The following is a 271-nucleotide window of genomic DNA, read 5'->3' as shown; positions in this document are numbered from 1 at the left end:
GCTTAGTAGTTAGAGGGATATACGGAGAGGGAAGCGAGGCACTAGGTAACCTTTTTCAAATATCAAATCAGACGACGCTAGGTAAATCAGAAGAAGATATTGTAGATGATTTACGGAGTGTTGTCGTCCAGTTAATACAACAGGAACGTTCTGCAAGAGAGACCTTATTGCAGCAGTCTAAATTGCAGATGGAAGATCGTGTTTATCGCTCATATGGGATCCTTTCATATAGTCGAACAATGGAATCAAAGGAAGCGACACAGCGTCTCTC

The 271-nt window shown here is 42.1% G+C and carries 1 pseudogene; it reads left to right on the top strand.

The features are described 5' to 3' along the window. Window positions 1–271: pseudogene (locus AOA60_RS26390) on the top strand (protein arginine kinase); the annotation flags it as partial.

It is taken from the genome of Pseudomonas sp. 2822-17 (assembly GCF_002742485.1).
Lineage (GTDB): Bacteria > Pseudomonadota > Gammaproteobacteria > Pseudomonadales > Pseudomonadaceae > Aquipseudomonas > Aquipseudomonas cyclaminis.
This window is presented reverse-complemented; position numbering and strand designations above follow the sequence as displayed.